The sequence below is a fragment of the Salinispira pacifica genome, assembly GCF_000507245.1.
Lineage (GTDB): Bacteria > Spirochaetota > Spirochaetia > DSM-27196 > Salinispiraceae > Salinispira > Salinispira pacifica.
This window is the reverse complement of sequence record NC_023035.1, coordinates 3,370,964-3,387,067: the sequence shown is the minus strand read 5'-3', so window position 1 is coordinate 3,387,067 and position 16,104 is coordinate 3,370,964. Positions and strand designations below refer to the sequence as shown.

Here is a 16,104-nt window from a genome sequence, read left to right as displayed (position 1 = left end):
AGGCTTGCTTGGAAAACATAAATGAAAAGAATCCTTTTTATTGCTTCTCATACATCACCATCATTAAGTGTCGCAGCACTTAGATCAGATTTTTTCATCCGTGAATTATCTGCTACAGGATATACAGTTGAAGTGGTGAGGGACTGCGCAAAATCGTATAAGAGTATCTCAAAGGAAAAATATACTCCGGCATATTCTGAGTATATTATTACATATAGTAATAGTAAAATTTTAAATATATTGAGATGGATCCTTACTCTTATTAAAGTATTTTCAAAAGGTTCCTACGATTTGTGTTTTTGTTCAGGGGGACCTTTCTTTTATTTTCCCATAGCAGCTACATTATCCAAAATATTCAATATACCATGCGTGCTTGACTTTAGAGATCCATGGATTGTACCTGAAATAAACTGTATTATAGGTTTGCGGCAGAGGATTTTATTTTTATTACAGAATATCTCGATGAGGTTTGCTATCCTTGTAATCAACGTGCAAGATGAAATTACTGATGCTTATAAGAAGTTATATGGCAAATTAGGAAAAAATGATTTTAGCAAGTTTATTACTATACGCAACGGCTATATTCCAATGAAGTTACATCCTTCACAACTAGTAATCCATGACGAGTTGCAAAGTATTAAAATAGTAGTTTTAGGAAAGTTGGCGTACTATTCTTCAACTGACTGCATTGAGCTTGCAAAAGCAATAAAAGAATTGAATTCAAAAAAACGTACCGTGTTATGGCAATTTGGAGAATATGAATCTGAAATTGCATATTATTTTGATCACTTTGGCATTCCCGATCGATACATCAATTTCGGTAGAGTTAGATATGAGGAGATGCTTAGTAAAGCAACTATGGCAGACATCATGATTGTTAATCATCGTACCAAATATGCACTGGGGACGAAGACTTATGATTACATTTATCTAAATAAGCCAATTATTGGAATGGTTAATCCAGATTACGGAATTCATAAACTTTTAGAAAGATTTCCAGGATACCGAAGAGCCAGGATGCAAAACGACATAACTAAGGCAATTGTAGATTTAGTGGACGGTAACGAAGAAAAATTGTATCCCAAGAGTATTGATATAGGTCAGTATTCGAGGAAAAGTCAATCAGAACTGCTTGTGTCATATATAAACTCAATCTTGGGTGACTGATAAAAAGGTGTTTCCGGTGTTAGGAATAAAGTATTGATGGGCCTGAATAATCATTACATGATTTCTCCAAAATTCAAAAAATTACCCATTTGGGATAAAGTATTTCTTATTACAATAGCTGCTGGCTATATTAGTGGTGGTGTTTCATTCGGGAGTGTCTATCTCTTACATATAATGTTGGCTATAAGCCTGTTTGTATTATTAATAAGACCAGCAAAGTATAAAATTGGTTATTGGGATTATAAGATTGCTATATACCTGCTTTGGGTATTATATAATTTCTTTACTCTGTTATGGTCATGGGAACTAAACTATTCCATTAATACTTTCATCATTATCTCTATAGGTTCTTTCGTTCTATATTTGACAATGGTAATGTCCTCGGATTGTAATCACATTGTGCCATTATTCAACCTTCTGGCTTTTGTATTTTTAATTGAGATTGCTATAGCATGCATTGAGATTATTACAACATTTAGATGGCCATTTGAGGTCGGGTATAATAATCGTTTTGCAGCTACATTTATACCTACTGGTTTTCGTGGAAATCCAAATAATCTGACAACAGTGCTTTTGATGGCCGCTCCATTTGTTTTGTCTTTAAAATATAAATGGAAGTATCTAATAATTTTATTAATACTTATAATTGTTTTTTTTGCTCAAAGTAGAGGGAATTTGATTGTTCTTTCTGGCTACTTATTTTACTATTTCTTGGTTAATCAAAACACGGTAAAGAAAATTAAAATAGTTATTACATCGGTAATATCATCACTCATTATATTTGTTGTATCCCCTGATTTTGGTTCATTAATAGCCAAGAGGATTACAGCCTCTTTTATTATATTCAAGAACTACGTGTTTGGTAGTGTAGGTGCCGATAATTCAATTTCTAACCGATTATTATTAACTGAAGAGTCTATTAAATTGTTTCAGCAAAATCCTTTAGGGATAGGTATTGGCGCGTCAAAAAAGGTTTTTGAAGAAAACGGATTCTCAATTCTATCAATTCACAATTTTTTTATAGAAATGTTGGTTGAAAGTGGTATGATATCCCTCTTCTTATTTGTCTTAATGCTAGCAATAATCATAAATAGCTTACTATCTAAGGAACGGATGTATCATAGAAAATTTAATCGTAGCATGAATGTTCTTATGGTTGAAACTCTCGTGATTACGATTCCAGCAATAGTATCCATTAGTACGGGGTATTATTTTATCCCGTTGTATATTGTGTTGGGACTCGGAATTGGCCTAACTAATATTAAAAATTGGTCTCAGCCAATTACCTATAGTTATAAAGAGCATAAAAATTAAATTAAGAGGTTGTAATTATGAAATTTGCAATAATTGGTTGTGGTAGGATTAGTAAGAAGCATATCGATGCAATAAATGAAATCGAAAAAGCTGAATTAGTCGCAGTATGTGATTTGCAGGAGGATCGAGCAAAAAAACAGGCAATGTATGCTGGTTCCATTCCATATTATACTGATTATGATCACATGCTACAAAATGAAGAAATAGATGTTGTTAATGTCTTAACTGAGAGTGGGAATCACGCTCGTCACACGATAGATATTGTGAAAAAATACAAGAAGCATATTATTGTCGAGAAGCCTATGTCTTTACGACTCGATGATGCTGATGAAATGATAAGAGTATGTGATCAGCATGGGGTTAGATTATTTGTTGTAAAGCAAAATCGATACAATTTGCCTGTTAGTAAATTACGTGAAGCAATAGATTCAGGAAGGTTTGGGAAGTTAGTTTTAGGTACGGTCCGTGTTCGGTGGTGCAGGCCTCAGGAGTACTATGATCAGGATTCCTGGAGAGGTACATGGGAAATGGATGGTGGTGCATTAACGAATCAAGCAAGTCATCATATCGATCTACTTGAGTGGATGTTGGGCGAGCCTGTTTCGGTTTACGCGCGAACAGAAACTATGCTCAGCAATATCGAAGTGGAAGACACAGGAGCTGCCATCATAAAATTTAAGAATGGTGCAATGGGTATAGTAGAGGCAACAACAGCCACGCGTCCAAAAGATTTAGAAGGGTCATTATCCATTCTTGGTGAGAAGGGTTCTGTTGTTATCGGAGGTTTTGCAGTTAATAAAATGGATGTGTGGAATTTCAGCGATGTTCCAGAAGAAGAAAATACTGCCATTCTGAAGAAATTCCAGGAGACACCTCCAAATGTTTATGGGTTCGGGCATAAGAGATATATAGAGCATGTAATTTATTCAATAGAGAATGGGACTCAAGCACTAGTTGATGGGCTAGAAGGCAGGAAATCCATTGAACTAATTAATGCAATTTATGAATCTGCAGAAACTGGAAAAGAAGTCTTCCTTCATTTTGATCCAAAGAAAAGCAAACTGGGTAGAAGTAAGATATAATGGAACTGATAATGACAGTAAAGTAAGTTTATTGGAATATTGACATTGTTGTGTGTGTAAGCTTATTGGAAGCCAGATGGAAATACAAGTTCTTAACTTTCAACCAAAAAATGTGTACACATTATTTATTTTAATCTTTCCATCATGTAACTATTTGACTCAAACACAATCAATGCCTTATTGAAACTTTGGTCGAAAGCTTTCTCACTTCAGATAAATTTGAGTAATATATTGAGCGAACTAGAACATGAATACGAAGCAGAGTAAAATTCATAATACTGCCATAATTTATGATAATGTGATTATGGGCGATAATGTTGAAGTTGGGGCATACTGCATAATCGGTGAACCATTCCAAGGCAGCGAATCACAAATTCGGACCATAATCGGTAATAACGCGAAGATAAGAAGCCACAGTATCATTTATGCTGGGAATCAGATTGGGAATAACTTTAACACTGGCCATCACGTCATGATACGAGAATTAAATACAATTGGAGATGATGTTTCAATTGGATCTCAAAGCTGTGTAGAACATCACATATCAATTGCAAATGGAGTACGCATCCATAGTCAGGTATTTATTCCTGAATTTACAATACTGGAAGATTCTTCTTGGATAGGGCCCAATGTAGTACTGACCAATGCCAAGTATCCTCGGAGTAAAAACGTTAAAGAAAAATTATCAGGCGTAATTGTGGAGGAATCGGCGATGATCGGTGCCAATGTTACAGTCTTGCCAGGAATAAAAATCGGGAAGAAATCGCTGATTGGCTCTGGGTCAGTAGTTGTCCATAATGCTGATTCTGGAGCTATATATGTCGGGAATCCAGCAAGAAAGATATCAAGGGTAGAAGATAAGGAGGGGTATAGAAAATGAAAATACCTTTTATGAATTTATATGATGGATTTGCTCCCTACAAGGATGAGATTTTTTCGAAGCTTCAAACTCTTATTGAAAAAACTCAGTTTATTGGAGGTGATGAAGTTGCATCATTCGAACAGGAATTTGCAGACTTTTGTGGTACCACCTATGCTGTTGGTTGTTCTAATGGTACAGATGCCCTAGAGGTAGTAATGAGAGCATTTGGCATAGGTACTGGTGATAAAGTTCTTGTGCCAGCAAATAGTTTTATCGCCAGTTCTGAAGCCGTTACATTGACAGGTGCTGAAGTGGATTTTGTGGATGTCATTGATGGTGAATGGACAATAAATCCAGTTGAAGTAGAAAGCTATTTAAAGTCAGAAAAAGGATCCAATGTCAAAGCTGTCCTTGCAGTTCATCTGTACGGCAAGATGGCACGGATGGATCAACTTAGAAGGATCTGTGATGCTTTTGATGTCTATCTAATCGAAGATTCAGCTCAAGCGCATGGTGCTACATACGAAAATCAAGGGCCTGGATGTTGGGGGGATGCTGCGACTTTTTCATTTTACCCAGGAAAAAATTTGGGGGCATTTGGAGATGCAGGTGCAATAGTTTGTAACGATAAAGATACTTACAGCTATTCTAAATCATTTGTGAACCATGGAAGAGAAGTTGGTCAAAAATACGAGCACCAATTTGAGGGTGCTAATAGAAGAATAGATAGTATCCAAGCTGCGATTTTGCGAATCAAGTTAAAATATCTACAAGATGCTACTAACAGGCGTATTACTATAGCCGAACGATACATGACTGCTTTGTCTGAAGTGGAGAATATTTCTCTTCCCAGTGTAGATGAGAATCGTCAAGTTTACCATCTTTTCGTTATTCATAGTAATCAAAGAGATCAGCTACAAAAATTCCTACGAGATAAAGGGATTGCAACAGGAGTGCATTACCCTATCTGTTTACCATTTCAGCCAGCATATAGAGAAAATGGTTATAAGGTTGGTGACTTCCCGATTGCAGAGAAGAATGCAGCTCAGTGTCTAAGCCTACCACTGTGGCCAGAAATGACGAGTATGCAGATAGATGAGGTTGTTGAAGCGATAAAATCCATAAAACCTTTTAATTGAATATGTTTAAGTAGGTTATGGGTTGATGCAAAAAATATTATTATTAGGAAATTTGGATAGTATCCATCTTCAAAAAGTTGTTGCAGGTTTAGATAAGTCAAAATATAAAGTGTTTGTAGTCGGCGGGTCTCGAAATAAACCAGTTGGCTTATATCCCAGCCATGTTTTTCTTTATACTTCTAAATTCCGCGGGAAATTATCATATCTTGCAATAGCGATAAAATTCCTATTAGTTTCATTAAAAGTATCGCCAGATATCATAAATGCACACTATGCAACCAGTTACGGATTTATATCTACCTTATATAGAAAGAACTGTGTTCGGATAATTTCAGTTTGGGGCTCTGATCTTTTGCTGTTTCCCCATCGTAGCAGGCTTCATCTTTTTTTAAGTAGATATATCCTGGATTCAGCAGATGCTATATTTGCTACCAGCAAAATACTTGAAACATCAGCACGTAATTTGTGTAATAAACCTGTCCATATTACGCCCTTCGGTATTAATACTCGCCTTTTTCAACGTGTAAATGTAAAGAATGTGACTTCAAAGGCAATAGGTACAGTAAAAGGACTAGAAGATGTTTATGGGATAGACAGGCTTATTAGAGTTTTTGCAAAATGGAAAAAGCAATATAACGGAGATTTGTTGCTGCGTATTGCTGGGGATGGATCAAAAGCAGTCAGTTTGTATGATCTGTGCGTGGAGCTTGGAATAGAAAATTCAGTTGAGTTCGTTGGCAGAATTTCGCAATATGAGGTGCCAAAGTTTCTATCCTCACTCAGCATCTATTTTGCTCTCTCCAGGAGCGAAAGTTTTGGAGTAGCTGTACTTGAGGCATCTGCTTGTGAAGTTCCTGTTATTGTAACTGAAGTCGGTGGATTACCTGAAGTTGTGGTTGATGGTACTACTGGCTATATAGTACCTGAAAGTGAGTTAGACCAAATTCCAAAGATAATGAATTCAATACTTGAGAATCCGGATCATTGCAGCGAATTGGGGCGAGCTGGACGGAAATTCGTAGTAGCAAATTTTTCGCTTAACGAGACATCTCGAGTATATAACAAGCAAATAGAAAATGTTTTAAAGTCGATAGATAGAGTTTAGGATTGAAGAACAGAATGAAAAGACTACTAATCGCAAGTGATTATGCACCTAGTGAACTCAAAGCAGCATCAGTCCGCCTACGTTATATAATTAGCGCTTTTATAGAGAGCCATTTTCAAGTTACATTAATAAGTCCAGGGTCTTTAGAACCAGAATCTCAAATATCCAAGCATATTACTTTAGGTAGTTCTGTGAAAAGAGGCGGGATCTTCCAGCGAATCTTTCTGGAGCTTAAAAAAGTTGTGAAGCTCCCATATTACATACAAAAGCTAAATCCAGACCTAATATTTATTTCTTCGCCTCCCTTTTCATTTGCAGCAATTATTTCTTTAATTGCAAAGAAAAATAATATACCTCTACTAGTAGATATTCGTGATGTATATCCCCTGGCATTAGCAGAAAGTGGAATCCTAAAGGAGTCCCATCCTCTGTTCAAAATTTTAAAAAAAGTTGAACGGTTTATTTATAATCAAGCAGAGATTATCTCTGTTGTGACCCGGGAGATGAAAGAAGATCTGAAATCCGAATACCCAGAGTTTGAGGCGAAGTTTTACTTCTTACCTAATGGCGCCGAAAGCATTGCGAATGCACCGATTGGTAACAAAGGTCTTGATCATGGGATCCGACTTTTTATGCATGGCACTCTTGGGCGCTTTCAGGATTCTATGTTGCTACTAAATGTCGCTGAATGGTTCAAAAGCAGGGAAAAGAAGGTACTTATTCAATTAAACATATCTGATGGAAAAGAAAAACTAAATTTAATTGAAGAAATTCAAGAAAGACGGCTTGAAGATTGCTTTAATATAGAGGGCTTACTTCCGATGAGCGAATTGAATTCAAAACTATCTACTTGTCACTTGGGGCTTTCTTTCCGTAATCGGGATCGCTTATCTATGATGGCATACCCTGTAAAGATTTTTGATTATTGTAGCGCGGGTATCCCTGTAATAATTACGCCTGTAAGCCCCTTTGGTAGTGAGGTCCATCAGACAGGTGCTGGTTATGTTTTTGACAATGATGAAGTTGAATCAATCTGTAATGCTATTGAAAACACTGTGTTAAATAAATCGGTCTACAACAAAATGGCAGAAGCTGCGATTCATTTTGCAAGTCGGTATTACCGTCCAGTATTGGCGCAAAAATATGTTGAAATGGTCCATTCTAAGGTTCTTGCATAAAGAGGTGTTATGAAAATTTGTATTGTTGGTGGCTCAGGTTTTATTGGATCAAGACTCAGTTCTCATTTAAGCAAAGAAAATTCTAGTTTTTCGATTATTGATAAGCAACAAAGTCGATTTTTTCCGGATAGAACCTATATTGCCGATATTCGCAATGTAGGTGAATTGGAGGAAAAAATTAAATTATCCGCACCAGACATACTCATAAATTTAGCAGCAGAGCATAAGGATAATGTGAATCCTGTGAGCCTCTATGATGAAGTTAATGTGGAAGGCGCTCGGAATCTCACTTCTATAGCAACATCACTAAATATCCAGAAAATTATTTTTACTTCAAGTGTTGCTGTTTATGGCTTTGCCCCTGCAGATACAGATGAAGATGGGAAATTTAATCCATTCAATGACTACGGTCGTACGAAAATGGAGGCAGAAGAAGTCTTTACTGACTGGCAAAAAAAGGACCCTGACAATAGAAGCCTTACAATTATACGTCCAACAGTAGTTTTTGGTGAACGAAACAGAGGCAATGTATATAATCTCCTTAAACAGATAACATCTGGTTTCTTTATGATGATAGGCAATGGGCAAAACACAAAATCGATGGCGTATGTGGAAAACGTTGTGGCTTTTATTCAGCATGCAACCACTTTCGGTCCAGGTATTCATACATATAACTACGTCGATAAACCAGATCTATCAATGAATCAGCTTGTATCTTTGGTAAAGGAAGTCGAAGGTAAGCAAGATAAGGTGAAAATGCAAATACCTTATTGGATAGGCTACCTTGGTGGGTTATTTTTCGATTTTGTAAGCAAAGTCACGAAGAAGGAATTTCCAATTTCCGCGATTAGAGTAAAAAAATTTACAGCAACAACACAGTTTGCTTCAGAACGTAAATTAACTACAGGATTCAAACCTCCTGTTTCTCTGAAAGAAGGATTAGAAAGAACGATAAAATATGAGTTTATAGATCCTCAACCTGAGGGTCAGGTCTTATTTTATAGTGAATAACTTACCATCGAGGAAAATATGAAAATATCAATAGCAGGAACCGGATACGTCGGTCTATCCAACGCAGTGCTTTTAGCTCAGATCAACGAAGTTAAAGCATTGGACATACAAAAAGAGAAAGTTGAACTTATTAATAAGAAGCAGTCGCCGATTGTCGATCAGGAGCTTCAGGATTTCCTTTCAACAAAGGAACTGAACCTTACTGCCACTACAGACAAAGTAACTGCCTATTCAGATGCAGACTTCGTGATCATTTCAACTCCCACCGACTATGACCCCAAAACCAACTACTTCAACACATCAACTGTCGAGTCTGTTATTCAGGACGTCTTGGAGATCAATCCGAATGCAGTAATGGTAATAAAATCCACCGTGCCTGTGGGGTTCACTAAAAGCATGAAGGTGAAATACAGCACTGATAATATCATCTTCTCTCCTGAATTCCTGCGGGAAGGCAGGGCACTCTATGACAACTTATACCCGTCCAGGATTATCGTGGGTGAAAAATCAGAACGGGCAGAAACCTTTGCAAACCTGCTGAAACAAGGGGCTATAAAAGAGGATATTCCCACTCTCTTCACAAGTTCCACAGAAGCAGAAGCAGTGAAGTTGTTCGCCAATACCTTCCTTGCCCTGCGTGTCGCCTACTTTAACGAACTGGACAGCTATGCTGAATCACATGGGCTGAATACCAAGGAAATAATCCAAGGGGTCTCCCTGGATCCCCGGATTGGGGATTATTACAATAACCCCAGCTTCGGCTACGGCGGTTATTGTCTACCAAAAGATACAAAGCAGCTTCTTGCCAATTACGAACAGGTTCCGAACAACATCATTAAGGCCATAGTTGACGCAAACAGAACTCGAAAAGACTACATTGCAGAGCGTATCCTGGCAAAGAAACCGGAAATTGTGGGCATTTACCGCCTTACCATGAAATCAAATTCTGACAATTTCCGTTCTTCTGCTGTTCAGGGCATTATGAAGCGGATTAAGGCAAAGGGTGTTGAAGTTGTGGTGTATGAGCCTGCCCTGGCTGAGGATGAATTCTTTAATTCACGGGTAATCCGCGACATTGAAGAATTTAAAAGTGTAAGCGATGTCATTGTTTCCAACAGACTGAATTCAGAGCTGGAAAACGTAAAAGATAAGGTATATACTCGGGATCTCTACAACAGGGACTAGGAAAAATTCTTACTGCCTGTGTAGCTGTACACTGTAATTAAAGGAACCCATCATTATGGATACACAGCCTGTTAACAACCCTCAGCCGGATGAAATAAGTCTTGTAGACATTATAGTTGTTTTTATAAAACGGAGAAGATTACTGGTTGCCAGTGCAAGTCTTGCCATTTTCCTCTCCATTCTGGTGCTCTATATTTTTCCCTTGTTTAATGTGTACCTTTATGATCCCGGAACCCGCTACACTGCTGAACGCATCATCCAGCTCCCTGTAGTATCTGAAGACCTGAAAAATTATATACCCTTGGTTCCCGAGCAGCGGGTTTCAGTAATGTTTGCAGACCCTGCATTCATAGCCTCAGAGTACGAAGATGTCATGGAAGACAAAAACGGAATGAGTGCCACAGCATATGCATCATTCCTCCGGGAGAATGTTCTCGGTAAACAGCTGGTCTATAATTTCGATGCCAAACAGGGTACCGCAACCCTGCGCTTTACCCACCAGAATAAGGATGATGCTGAACGATTTCTTAATGACGTTGCTACGAAGGCCAGGGCACGACTTCTCAACGAATACACCCGGGGTCACAGCGACGCCCAGACAGCTGTAAGTCTTGCATCCGAATCCACACTTCAACAGCTGTCCGCCCTGGACAATGTCCGCCAGTCAGACATTACCCCCTTGGCAGAGCTACAGAATGATCTTGCCCGAATGAGGGTCCTCATGAATCGTAACGATTTCCCCTGGAGCATGGACGATCCTGTAATCTATGAAGACAGTGAAGGTACATCCCGCTCTGTCCTCCTTGTAGTAATTGTAATGGCGGTTGTCTTCCTTGCTGTGTTTATCGCCTTCATTCTGGAATATGCAGACAAAGTGAAAAGCGATCCTGAAGAGATGGAGAAAATCCGCCGGGCCTGGAACTGGAAGAGGAAATAGAATTTGTTCATTCTTGCCTTCAGAAATATACAACGAAACATGAAACGGATGAGACCCATGATTATTATCATGGGTCTTTCGTTTTTCCTGCTCTTCGGGGTGAACAGCATTCTTGCCTTCATAGATGCATCCTTTTCCTCTGCATATGTGGATAATGTAAGCGGTCAGGCGAGTATCTCACCCGAAAGCGAGAACAGCTTTACCCTCTTTGGATCAGAAGCTCTCCTGGTGGGTGAGTACCTCATCCCTCCTGTGTTCGACGACTATGAACGTCTGAATGATGCGCTGAATGAAACAACAGGGGAGGAGGAGCTGCTCTCCTCCACACTCCCGGTTGTAAGCAGTGCAGCCCAGCTGAAAACTGCCGGACAGTCTTCAGCAAGGTCCCTCTTCGGAGTGGATTTTGACAGCTACGCATCCTTTTTCCCTCATGTTCAACTGGTTCATGGTTCATATCCTCATCCAGGAACATCGGGAATCCTCATTCAAAAAAATCTCTATGATCAGTTTGTTGAGCGAAGTGGAAAAGACTCCCTCATTGGAGAGCCTGTAACCCTCACCGTTGCCTATGAGTCAAGCTTCACAATCCGTGAAGTGCCTTTGGCGGGAGTATATGAGTATCCGGTGGATGATGATCTTCTCAACAGAGTGGCCCTGGTGGATGCCGACACAGCCCGGGGGCTGAATGGCTACGTGTACGGTGCAAGTGAAACATCGGTATTGGAAGACAGTCAGCAGGGTCTCATCGACTCTTCGGTGGATGACCTCTTTGCCTCCCCTCAACCTGATTCTGCTGTAACTGATGAAACCGGCTCCACAGCCTCCGCTGACGGAATCTTGTCTGAAATAGACTCACTGTTCAGTAACAATGAATCCATTGCTGAAAGTGCCAGACCGGTAAGTAACGCCTGGAACTTTGTCCTTCTGCGCTTTGCCGGCAGGGTAAGCGAGACCCGGGGCGTGCAGCGCATCGACAGTCTGCTCGCTCAAAAGATGCCTGAGATTGAACATGATGTACGGGACTGGAGACGGAGCATTGGAGGAAATGTACTCATCGTCTGGTTTTTGCGCATCCTCATTAATATAGGCATCATCTTTGTCATAGTTGGAGCTTCATCGGTAAGTATGAACGCCATTGTTTTATCGGTCCTGGAGCGGAAAAATGAAATTGGCACCATGCGTGCAATGGGTGCTCCAAAGTCAAAGGTTGCCACCCTCATTTCCTACGAAGTCGGTATTGTCATTCTGGGATCCGCTCTTCTTGGCATAGTGCTCTCTGTCGCGGGGGTGGGCATAGTGAACTCCCTCCAGCCAAGACCTGACAACTACTATTTACAGTTATTATTCGGCGGCTCCTCCATTCGCGGACAAATAACTTCTGAACTTTTGGTCTTTCACATTGGAGCCGCACTGCTTGTTTCTGTCATATCTCTTATATATCCTCTGAAAAAAATCCTCGGGCTCTCACCGGTAAGGGCGATGCAATGATTCGGGTTCTCAAGCTCTCCTTCAGAAACTTCACACGAAACCTCTCCCGCTACCGCATCCTCATCATGTCCATGGTGCTTGCAACCGCAGCCATGGTTGTTGTGCTGGGACTTCTCATGGGAATAAGTTCCTCGGTGGAGAAAAAGGCTGCCCGCTACTTTGCCGGCCACATAGCATTTCAGGAGTTCAGCAGGGCGGGAGTTCGATCTGTCATCACTGATTCCGGGAGTATCGAAGATCTTGTGGATGACCTGAACGGCGTCCAAGCCGTCTCCCGCCGAAGTGTGTATTACCAAAGCAACGCCAGTATCTTCTACAACGGCTACTATGCCCGTCAGCGCCGCCTTGTGGGAGTGGAATGGAACCGCGAAGCTGAAGTTCTGGCGGAGCTTAACATCACCTCCGGAACTGTTCCCTCGGACTACGATCCCGATGGGGTGCTCATATCAACCGCCACCGCCGAACGGCTGAATGCCCGGGTGGGCGACAGAGTAATTATCAGCCTGAAAACCAGCCGAGGGCAGTCAAACACCGCCTCCCTCATCGTTCGGGGAATCTTTAACGAAAGCAGCTTCTTCGGCTACACATCCTACATGCAGCGGCAAACCCTCAACTCTATTATGAATGTTCCGGCTGAACGGGTGAACGAAATGGGGGTGTACTTTACAACACCCCGCCTTCAGAGAACCGGCATAGAAGAACTTCGCCATAGCCTTGAGCAGTCGGGTATCTCACACCGAATCCTTCAAAGCAGGGAAGCCAGAGACACTGCCCGAAGCAGCATAGAAGAGCCCACGATCATGCTTCTTACCCTGGATGCCCAGCTTGCGGAAATCAAAGACCTGGTGGATGCCATAACAATAGTCGCTGTGGGGGTGATTTTCCTCTTTTTGCTGATTGTTGTAATCGGAGTATCAAACACCTACTCCATGATCGTCTATGAGCGCATAAAAGAAATCGGAACCCTTAGAGCCATCGGCCTTACCCGGAACAAAACCGTCGCCCTCTTTCTGGGTGAAGCGGGCTTCCTGGGTGTAACCTCACTCCTGCTGGGGATGTTTATGGGAGTGTTGGTTCTTTCGGCAATCCATGCCTGGCTGGACTTCTCCTTCGCAGGCTTTGCAACCCTCTTCCTGGAAAACGGAAGGGTGGCATGGAAACTGCCGGCAGTATGGCTCGTCTCCATAGCTCTTATCACACTGGCTGCCAGTCTTGTGGGGGCATTGAGGCCTTCCATAGATGCCAGCCGTCTTGCCCCAGTTGACGCTATGCGTCAGGAATGAGACGCCAATGCCGCAGCGCGGCAAGTGAAGCGAGTGCCATGTGTCAGGAATAAGACCGGAAAGAACCCATCCATTTTAAAAGGACTGTATATGAAAAAATTCGTTATGCTGATATTTGTGTTTGCAGCGCTCACTGTTGCTTCTCCCCTGTTTGCCCAGGATCTCCTTGAACAAATCGACTCCCTGGTCTCCTTTACAGAGAACGATTTCTCCGCCGAGTACACCATCACCCAGGATAAGCCCGGGCAGGGCACATCAGTAACCAAGGCTGCCATGTTCCGCCGTGACTCTGAAGATAAATACCTCATTCTTATTCTTGAGCCCTCGGTGGACAGAGGCAAAGGCTACCTCAAAATCGGCAATAATCTCTGGCTCTACGACCCGGTGAGCCGCCGCTTTAATGTAACAAGCGCCCGGGACCGCTTCCAGAACTCCAACGCCCGGAATTCAGACTTCACCCAGTCCACCTTAGCCGCCGACTACCGTATCGTAGGCAGAAGCAGTGCGCAGCTGGGGGCATACAGCACCCGTGTACTGGACCTTGAAGCCACCAACGATTCGGTGACTTATCCTGCCATGAAAATCTGGGTGGATGAGAACAACCTGGTGCGCAAGTACGAGGACTACAGCCTTTCCGGCCAGCTCATGCGGACAACTGCAATACCCCGCTACCAGGCTGTTGGCGAACGCTTTGTTCCGGTGCAGATCGTGATCATCGACGCCCTTGCAGGCCGCAATGTGAACGGTCAGTTCCGAAATGAGCGAACCATCATCACCGTTGCAAAGCCCAGTCTGAATGATCTGCCCGATCTTGTGTTCACCCAGGCCTACCTTGAGCGGGTGAGCGAATAATGAATGTGAACCGCCTTCTCCCTCGTAACGGTGCCGCCGCATTCGCACTTGCTTTCCTGCTCCTTTTCCCCTCCATGCTGTATGCCCAGGATGACGTGGATGATCTGTTTGCCGTGCCGGATGAAACGGTGGAATCTCAAAACGATTCTGAAAGTGAATCTGAAAGCGGTGACACAGACACCGAAGATGATGCCGAAAACTCCGAATCGGATGTAGCGGATGACGGCGCAGACGAAAATGGCGAGGACGCTATAGACTTGGACGCCCTCACCACCCGGGATAAACCGACTGTTAAGGGTACTGTTAGCCTTTCCGGCTCCATAGCAGGCGGCTTTCTCGATTGGCCCGTTCCTGAGGAAGGGGCTCCTTACGGCGACATACTCTGGGAAGAGTTTGATGCATCGGTGTACTATGATATGAGTTCGTCTGTGTCGGTGGATGCCCGGCCGCTGCCCTATTTTCGGTATTTTGCCAAACTTTCCACTTCCATGGATGAAAGCCGGTTCAGTTTTCCCACCCCTTCAGTATCAGAATTATTCATCGATTATACCCTGGCTGAACGCTACTTTTTCCGGGTGGGGAAGCAGTCCATGAGTTGGGGACAGGCGCAGTTGTTGAGCAATCCCGGCGACCTGGTATCAGATGTGAAGGACGGCATTGCGGTAAAGATGTTCATGCCCCTGGGGGTGAACGGACTCACTTCTGTGATCTATGTAAAAGACGGCTGGCTTGCCTCAACTGCAAGCCCCAGCCCCCTGGATTTTGCCTACGCCTCCCTGTTTGAAACCTCTGCAGGTCCCTTCACCCTCGGCTTCTCCGGCAAGTTCAATCGGAATCTGGAACAGTCCCTCATCGGCAACATGTATGTGAAGACAAATGTACTGGGGGTGGATATTGCTCTTGAAGGACGGGGTGATTTTGATGTGTATCCTGCAAAAGGCGATGCCGGAACAGCGTGGGGTATAGGACCCTCGTACCTCTGGCCCACAACCCAGGCCCTGGTTCACATGTTCTGGGAAAGCTCAGATATCGGCCTGCAGCTGATCGGTGAATACCGGTTCTCATACGGGCCGGAAATTACAACCCGGATCGGGCCCGTGCCCGCAGAAGAGTCCGCTGCGGATACCAATCTTGTATGGGCGGAGAACGGCGTGCACCGAAGCGGTCTGGGGATCGTGTTCACCGATGCCCGGATCTTCGGACTGAAGCCGGCGGTGCGCTGGTATCATCAATATAACGACCATTCGGGACAAATCGTTTTCGGGCTCACTGGGTCAATTGCCCCCTTGTTGAACATCAATATCGGGCTGCCGGTGACCTACGGACAGTCCTGGTCCTACTACCGGCAAAACAACGAAGACCCTGCCGGCCGGGTAGTCTCCCTGGTGGTACAGCTCAGCTTAAGTCGCAGTTTCTAATACTTCTGCCTAATGGATATTCCTTTTCCGTTCTGATATAGTTATAGCTATATTGAGAGATACGGAAAAACAGAGGAATATCC

At 42.5% G+C, this 16,104-nt stretch carries 14 protein-coding genes; all 14 read left to right on the top strand.

Annotated features, from left to right (window positions below; all coding sequences use genetic code 11):
* The first annotated feature begins 21 nt into the window (after nucleotides 1-21).
* The 14 genes from L21SP2_RS18455 (at nucleotide 22) to L21SP2_RS14700 (ending at nucleotide 16,021) form a co-directional block, all read left to right on the top strand.
* Nucleotides 22-1,167, top strand: a complete 1,146-nt coding sequence (locus tag L21SP2_RS18455; RefSeq protein ID WP_024269380.1) for a glycosyltransferase family protein — start codon at nucleotides 22-24, stop codon at nucleotides 1,165-1,167.
* A gap of 57 nt (nucleotides 1,168-1,224) precedes the next feature.
* A complete protein-coding gene (locus tag L21SP2_RS14760) occupies nucleotides 1,225-2,481 on the top strand; it encodes an O-antigen ligase family protein (RefSeq protein ID WP_169730496.1) in 1,257 nt (418 codons plus the stop codon).
* 17 nt (nucleotides 2,482-2,498) lie between these two features.
* Nucleotides 2,499-3,563: a Gfo/Idh/MocA family protein gene (locus tag L21SP2_RS14755; RefSeq protein ID WP_024269378.1), complete on the top strand. Its 1,065-nt coding sequence runs from the start codon at nucleotides 2,499-2,501 to the stop codon at nucleotides 3,561-3,563.
* A 247-nt stretch (nucleotides 3,564-3,810) separates the two neighbouring features.
* Nucleotides 3,811-4,443 carry an acyltransferase gene (locus tag L21SP2_RS14750; protein WP_041401678.1) on the top strand — a complete coding sequence of 211 codons (633 nt, stop codon included), beginning with the start codon at nucleotides 3,811-3,813 and terminating at the stop codon, nucleotides 4,441-4,443.
* Nucleotides 4,440-5,564: a DegT/DnrJ/EryC1/StrS family aminotransferase gene (locus tag L21SP2_RS14745; protein ID WP_024269377.1), complete on the top strand. Its 1,125-nt coding sequence runs from the start codon at nucleotides 4,440-4,442 to the stop codon at nucleotides 5,562-5,564. Before L21SP2_RS14750 ends, L21SP2_RS14745 begins: the two co-directional genes overlap by 4 nt.
* Nucleotides 5,565-5,589: 25 nt before the next feature.
* Nucleotides 5,590-6,669 (top strand): glycosyltransferase, encoded by a 1,080-nt coding sequence (locus L21SP2_RS18165; protein WP_024269376.1) that lies wholly within the window; start codon nucleotides 5,590-5,592, stop codon nucleotides 6,667-6,669.
* 14 nt (nucleotides 6,670-6,683) lie between these two features.
* Nucleotides 6,684-7,847, top strand: coding sequence for a glycosyltransferase family 4 protein (locus tag L21SP2_RS14735; RefSeq protein WP_024269375.1), 1,164 nt, complete (start codon nucleotides 6,684-6,686; stop codon nucleotides 7,845-7,847).
* A 9-nt stretch (nucleotides 7,848-7,856) separates the two neighbouring features.
* Nucleotides 7,857-8,858, top strand: a complete 1,002-nt coding sequence (locus L21SP2_RS14730; protein ID WP_024269374.1) for an NAD-dependent epimerase/dehydratase family protein — start codon at nucleotides 7,857-7,859, stop codon at nucleotides 8,856-8,858.
* An 18-nt stretch (nucleotides 8,859-8,876) separates the two neighbouring features.
* Nucleotides 8,877-10,043 carry a nucleotide sugar dehydrogenase gene (locus tag L21SP2_RS14725; protein WP_024269373.1) on the top strand — a complete coding sequence of 389 codons (1,167 nt, stop codon included), beginning with the start codon at nucleotides 8,877-8,879 and terminating at the stop codon, nucleotides 10,041-10,043.
* Between the two features lie 55 nt (nucleotides 10,044-10,098).
* Nucleotides 10,099-10,980, top strand: a complete 882-nt coding sequence (locus L21SP2_RS14720; protein ID WP_024269372.1) for a GumC domain-containing protein — start codon at nucleotides 10,099-10,101, stop codon at nucleotides 10,978-10,980.
* Between the two features lie 57 nt (nucleotides 10,981-11,037).
* Nucleotides 11,038-12,468 carry an ABC transporter permease gene (locus L21SP2_RS14715; protein WP_169730495.1) on the top strand — a complete coding sequence of 477 codons (1,431 nt, stop codon included), beginning with the start codon at nucleotides 11,038-11,040 and terminating at the stop codon, nucleotides 12,466-12,468.
* Nucleotides 12,465-13,751, top strand: coding sequence for an ABC transporter permease (locus L21SP2_RS14710; RefSeq protein ID WP_024269370.1), 1,287 nt, complete (start codon nucleotides 12,465-12,467; stop codon nucleotides 13,749-13,751). The genes L21SP2_RS14715 and L21SP2_RS14710 overlap by 4 nt, the downstream gene beginning before the upstream one ends.
* A gap of 90 nt (nucleotides 13,752-13,841) precedes the next feature.
* Nucleotides 13,842-14,603 carry an outer membrane lipoprotein-sorting protein gene (locus L21SP2_RS14705; protein ID WP_041401674.1) on the top strand — a complete coding sequence of 254 codons (762 nt, stop codon included), beginning with the start codon at nucleotides 13,842-13,844 and terminating at the stop codon, nucleotides 14,601-14,603.
* Nucleotides 14,603-16,021: a hypothetical protein gene (locus tag L21SP2_RS14700; protein WP_024269368.1), complete on the top strand. Its 1,419-nt coding sequence runs from the start codon at nucleotides 14,603-14,605 to the stop codon at nucleotides 16,019-16,021. Before L21SP2_RS14705 ends, L21SP2_RS14700 begins: the two co-directional genes overlap by 1 nt.
* Nucleotides 16,022-16,104: the final 83 nt, after the last annotated feature.